This is a genomic window from Variovorax sp. WDL1 (genome assembly GCF_001541225.1).
Taxonomy (GTDB): Bacteria; Pseudomonadota; Gammaproteobacteria; order Burkholderiales; family Burkholderiaceae_C; genus Variovorax.
Genome location: NZ_LMTS01000017.1, coordinates 1 through 4,966 on the forward strand (window position 1 = coordinate 1; position 4,966 = coordinate 4,966).

General features: G+C 71.4%; 4 protein-coding genes and 1 pseudogene. 3 read left to right on the top strand and 2 right to left on the bottom strand.

Going from position 1 to position 4,966, the window contains the following annotated elements; translation table 11 throughout:
* The first annotated feature begins 39 nt into the window (after positions 1–39).
* Positions 40–1,044, top strand: coding sequence for an L-threonylcarbamoyladenylate synthase (locus APY03_RS01775; RefSeq protein WP_068673352.1), 1,005 nt, complete (start codon positions 40–42; stop codon positions 1,042–1,044).
* Between the two features lie 10 nt (positions 1,045–1,054).
* On the opposite strand, the gene APY03_RS01780 is transcribed toward APY03_RS01775, so the two are convergent.
* Both APY03_RS01780 and dacB read right to left on the bottom strand, forming a co-directional pair.
* Entirely contained in the window at positions 1,055–2,395 is a 1,341-nt protein-coding gene (locus APY03_RS01780; protein ID WP_083944104.1) for a lipase family protein, read from the bottom strand.
* 146 nt (positions 2,396–2,541) lie between these two features.
* Complete coding sequence (gene dacB / locus APY03_RS01785; protein ID WP_068673354.1) at positions 2,542–3,972, bottom strand: D-alanyl-D-alanine carboxypeptidase/D-alanyl-D-alanine endopeptidase; 1,431 nt, start codon at positions 3,970–3,972, stop codon at positions 2,542–2,544.
* Positions 3,973–4,060: 88 nt separating this feature from the next.
* On the opposite strand from dacB, the gene tsaB reads away from it, so the two are divergent.
* Together tsaB and APY03_RS42280 are read left to right on the top strand one after the other, a co-directional pair.
* Positions 4,061–4,753, top strand: a complete 693-nt coding sequence (gene tsaB / locus APY03_RS01790) for a tRNA (adenosine(37)-N6)-threonylcarbamoyltransferase complex dimerization subunit type 1 TsaB (protein ID WP_068673356.1) — start codon at positions 4,061–4,063, stop codon at positions 4,751–4,753.
* Positions 4,750–4,966 (top strand): annotated as a pseudogene (locus tag APY03_RS42280) (ribosomal protein S18-alanine N-acetyltransferase); the annotation flags it as partial. The gene tsaB and the pseudogene APY03_RS42280, both read left to right, overlap by 4 nt.

Here is a 4,966-nt window from a genome sequence, read left to right on the forward strand (position 1 = left end):
GGCGCAGTCCGCCCTTGGGGCGGCCCGGCGGGCGGACTGATGACGATTCGCGACGGCCAGTCGCCCGAAGCCATCCAGGAAGCTGCTCGGGTGCTGCGCGCTGGCGGCCTTGTGGCCTTCCCGACCGAAACCGTCTACGGCCTGGGCGCCGATGCGACGAGCGACGATGCGGTGGCCGGCATCTACTCGGCCAAGGGCCGGCCCAGGAACCATCCGCTGATCGTCCATGTGGCGGCCGGCGTCAAGGGCGCGGAGGCGCTGTCGCGCTTCGCCCAGCCGCTGCCGCCCTTCGCGCAGAAGCTGGTGCAGGCCTTCTGGCCCGGGCCGCTCACGTTGATCGTCACGCGCCAGCCGGGCGTCGCCGCCGCTGCGGCCGGCGGGCAGGACACCGTCGGGCTGCGCTGCCCGGACCATCCCGTGGCGCAGGCCCTGCTGGTCGCCTGTGCCGAGCAAGGCGTGCCCGGCGTGGCCGGCCCGAGCGCGAACCGCTTCGGCCGCGTGAGCCCTACCACCGCCCTGCATGTGCAGCAGGAGTTCGGCGACACGCTGCTGGTGATCGACGGCGGCCCCTGCGAGGTGGGCATCGAATCGACCATCGTCGACTGCAGCCGCGGCCAGCCGGTGCTGCTGCGCCCCGGTGCGATCACCCGCACGCAGATCGAGACCGCCTGCGGCGAGCCGCTGCGCGACAGGCACGAGCTGGCGGCGCCCGATCCGCGCGCCTCGGGAACGCTGGAGGCGCACTACGCGCCCAGCGCCAAGCTGAGGCTGATGGACGCCAAGGCGCTGCAGGCCGGCCTCGACGTGCTGGGGGCCAACGCCGCGCATCTGGCCGTTTGGTCGCGCAGCCCGCTCAAGTGCCGTTCGCAGCGCGTGCTGCTGCGGCGCATGCCCGACGATGCCGCCGCCGCCGCCCAGCAGCTGTTCGCGCTGTTGCGCAGCTTCGATGCCGAAGGCGCCAAGCTGATCTGGGTGGAGACACCACCCGCCGGCCCCGAATGGGAAGGCGTTCGCGACAGGCTGCAGCGCGCTGCAGCCGCTTGAACCTCGAACGCTACTTCACCGTGTCGAACAGAGCCCGTGCGCGCACGTGGCAGAAGGGCGGCTCGTAGGTGCCGTGGTAGGCGCCGAAGTAGGTCGCGTAGGCGGCCGTGGACGGATCGGTCGGCGCCTTGCCGCCGGGGCCGTAGGTCGCCTGGATCTGCGCATCCACGTCCACCGTCGTGACCGTGGTCACACCGCGCTCATCGAAATCCGCCTTCGCCGGCACCATGTGCACCGCGGGCGGCACGGTCGGATCGCCGGCGCCGCCGCACAGCAGCGTCTTCGCGCGCGGGCTCCAGCCGAGCAGGTCGTTCTTTTTGGCATCGAGGAAGAGGGCGTTGTTCGGGTTGGTCTGGACGTCTGCCAGGAAGGCTTCCTGGAACAGTGCGTCGCGCGCCTGGTTCGGCGTCTCGCCGTTGGCGCCGGGCAGGCTGCCGCTGGTCACCAGGGTGGTGTAGTTCAGCGTCGGGCTGGGCAGCAGGTTCTCGATGTAGCCGGCGTAGGGCTGCTTGTAGACCGTGTTCACGTCGGTATAGACGTCGCCGTACACCTTCTGGTACGAGTTGACGATGAAGGGTACGAAGAACTGGTAGCCGGCGGTGGCCTGCGTGAGCTTGAACGAGCCGGAAAGGTTGTAGGGCCCCGCCAGGTGCGCGCCGGCCACTACGTTGAACTCCAGGGGGTTGTCACGCTCGGCGGCACGGTGCGCGGCCATCGAGGAATGGCCCCCCTGTGAATAGCCGGTGAACATCACCTTGCCCGACAGCGAGCCGCCCGGCGTTGCCACCGCGGCGCGCGCTGCCCGTACCGAGTCGAGCACCGTGCGCGCTTCCGAATCGGCGTGCAGGTAGGGGTGGTAGGGAAACGTGGACTTCGCGTAGCCCAGGTAGTCGGTGGCGACCACCGCATAGCCCTGGGCCGCGTACATCGCGGTCAGCAAGAAGGTCTCCGGGTCTTGCGGATTGGCCAGCGTGCGCGGCTTCTGCACGTCGGTGCCCTTGGCGTACGCCACGAGCGGCGCCGCATTGGCGCAGGCCCCGGCCGGCATCAGCAGCACGCCGGAGGCGTTGGTGACTTCGCCCTTCGGGCCCACGGTGCTGTAGTTGAGCGAGACCACGTTGACGTCGCACCTGGCCTTGCCGCTGAGCGCCTGCAGGCCGCTCTGCGCGGTGCCGGCGTCGATCTGCGCCGTGCTGAGCGAGGCCACGATGACCGGCGGTTCCTTCAGCAAGCCGGTGCCGCTCCCTGACCCGATGAAGGCGAAGCCACCTCCGCCGCCGTCGCCGCCGCCGCCGCAGGCCGCCAACAGGCTGGCCGTCAGGATGGCGCTCAGAAGGTGCAGACGTTTCATGCTGGTCTCCGTGGTGTGTGTCGTGGTGAAGAGAGAGGCGAAAGAGGCGAAAGAGGCGCGCACGATCCTAGGCTGGCCCTTCCCCAGGCACGACAAGGGAAACCCCGATCCGCTGCGGCGCCCGGGTCACCTGGGCGACTGCGCATTCAGTTGTCCTGCGCCGCCCAGTCGACCAGCGCATCGAAGGCCGGCCGCGCCGCGCCCGCGCTGCCGTGGTTCGCGATCGCGACCACCACCCAGCGTCGGCCGCTGGCGCCGTGCACGTAGCCAGCGATACCCGCCGAGTCGCGCAGGCTCCCGGTCTTCAGGTGGGCCGCGCCGCCGGCGCGCAGCACGCGCCTGCGCAGCGTGCCGTCCACGCCCATGGCCGGCAGCGAGGCCACCAGCTCGGGCATCCGTGCCGAACGCCAGGCCACCTGCAGCATCTTCGCAAGCGCCGCCGCGCTGATGCGCTCCTCGCGCGACAGGCCCGAGCCGTTGTCGAACACGGGCTGCCCCTCGCCGGTGCCGATGCGATCGTTCCACCACTGGCGCAGCGTCGCGCGCGCGCCTTCCAGCGTGCCGCGCCGCTTCTGCTGCAGCCCGAGCGTGAGGAACAGTTGCTGCGCCATCACGTTGTTGCTGTACTTGTTGATGTCGCGCACCACCTCGGCCAGCGGCGGCGACTCGAACACGAAGGCCGGCTCGAGACCGCGCGGCACGGAGCCCTCGCGCACCTGGCCCTTCAGCCGGGCGCCCATCTCGGCCCACATCCCGCCGACCGCGCGCATCGCATAGCTGCGCGGGTCCGCATAGGCTACCGTCCAGGTCTTCTCGCCGCAGGCTGCGGGGTAGCTGCCTGCGAAGCCCATGCGCGCCGGATCGCCGAAGGCCGGCGCCAGCGCGGCACGCCAGTCGCCGCACTCGCCGGCCGAAAGCGGCACCGTGGACGGCGTGCTCACGCCGCTCAGGAAGGGCTCGAAGCTGACCTGCGCCGTCTGGCCGTCGAGGTTCGGCTGGAAGGTCATGACCACCGACTTGAAATTGATCAGCAGCGCCTCGGGCGCCGCGTTGTACGGCCGCTGCCCCTCGCCGTCGAAGGCAGCCGGATCGGTATCGGCCACCTCGAAGGCGCTGCGGTCCAGCACGATGTCGCCGGCGATGGTGTGGATGCCCAGCCCCTGCACCCGCCGCAGCAGCAGCCACAGGCGCTCGAGGACCAGCTTGGGATCTCCCTGGCCCCGGATGTACAGATTGCCGGCCAGCATGCCGTCCCGTACCGGCCCGTCGACGTACACCGGCGTGCTCCAGGTGAAGGCCGGCCCCAGCAGGTCGAGCGCCGCGTAGGTGGTGACCAGCTTCATGACCGAGGCCGGATTCACCGGCACCTGCGTGCGCCAGGCCAGCCGCGGCGGGCGCACGCCGTCGGCGTCCGCCACCAGCATCGTGACGGCCTCGCGCGGCACCCGGGCGCGAGCCAGCGCGGCCTCCACCTCGGCCGGAAGGGGCTGGGCCATCGCGGGCGCCGAAGCCAGTGCGGCGAACAGGATGAACAGGCGAATGGCGCGCTGCGCCAGGGGCTTCGGGGCGGGAGGCATCGCGCGATTATCCAGAGCGTCGGCTTGCAGAGGCCCCGGACAGCGCGGCGCATGGCTGCCCCGGGATAATCGCGCGATGCCTGCACAAATGAAGCTCCTCGCTTTCGACACCAGCACCGAGTGGCTGTCGGTCGCGGTGCGACATGGCGAGCACCTGGTGTCGCGCACCGGCCCCGGCGGCGCCCAGGCCTCCGGCACCTTGATCCCGCTGATCCAGGAGCTGCTCGCCGAAGCCGGGCTGGCCCTGGCCGAGCTCGACGCCATCGCCTTCGGGCGCGGGCCCGGCTCCTTCACCGGCTTGCGCACCGCCTGCTCGGTCGCACAGGGGCTTGGCTTCGGCGCCGGTGTCCCGCTGCTGCCCGTCGACACGCTGCACGCGGTGGCGGAGGAGGCGCGCCACCGCTTCGGCGCCACGCGCGTGGTCGCGCTGCTCGACGCACGCATGGATGAGCTCTACGCCGCGTACTACGACTTCGGGCAGTCCGCCCAGAGCGAAGCCGAGCCGCGGCTGCTGGCGCCCGAGCAAGTGCAGGTGCCGCCGGGCTGGGCACTCGCCGGGAATGTCTTCGCCGCCTACGGCGACCGCCTGCCGGCCGCCGCCGCGCGTCACGAGGCGCTCCCCGCCGCCCAGGCGATGCTGCGGCTGGCCCCCGAGTTGCTTGCTGCCGGGCGTGCAGTCGCGCCAGCGCACGCGTGGCCGCTCTATGTTCGCGATAAAGTCGCACAAACGACCCAGGAGCGCGCTGCCGTCAAGGCGGCACAAACCACCCACTCGACATGAGCGCCGTCCTTCAGCCGCGTGAAGCCCGCCTCGAACCGATCACGCACGAGCGGATCCCGGCCGTGTGCGCGATCGAACGCAGCGCCTACACCCACCCCTGGACGCCGGCCAACTTCAGCGACTCGATGATCGCCGGCTACCACTGCCAATGCCTGGTGGCCCCGGCCGCCCTGTCCGACGGGGCCGAGCCAGTGCGGCGGCCGCGCGCGCTCT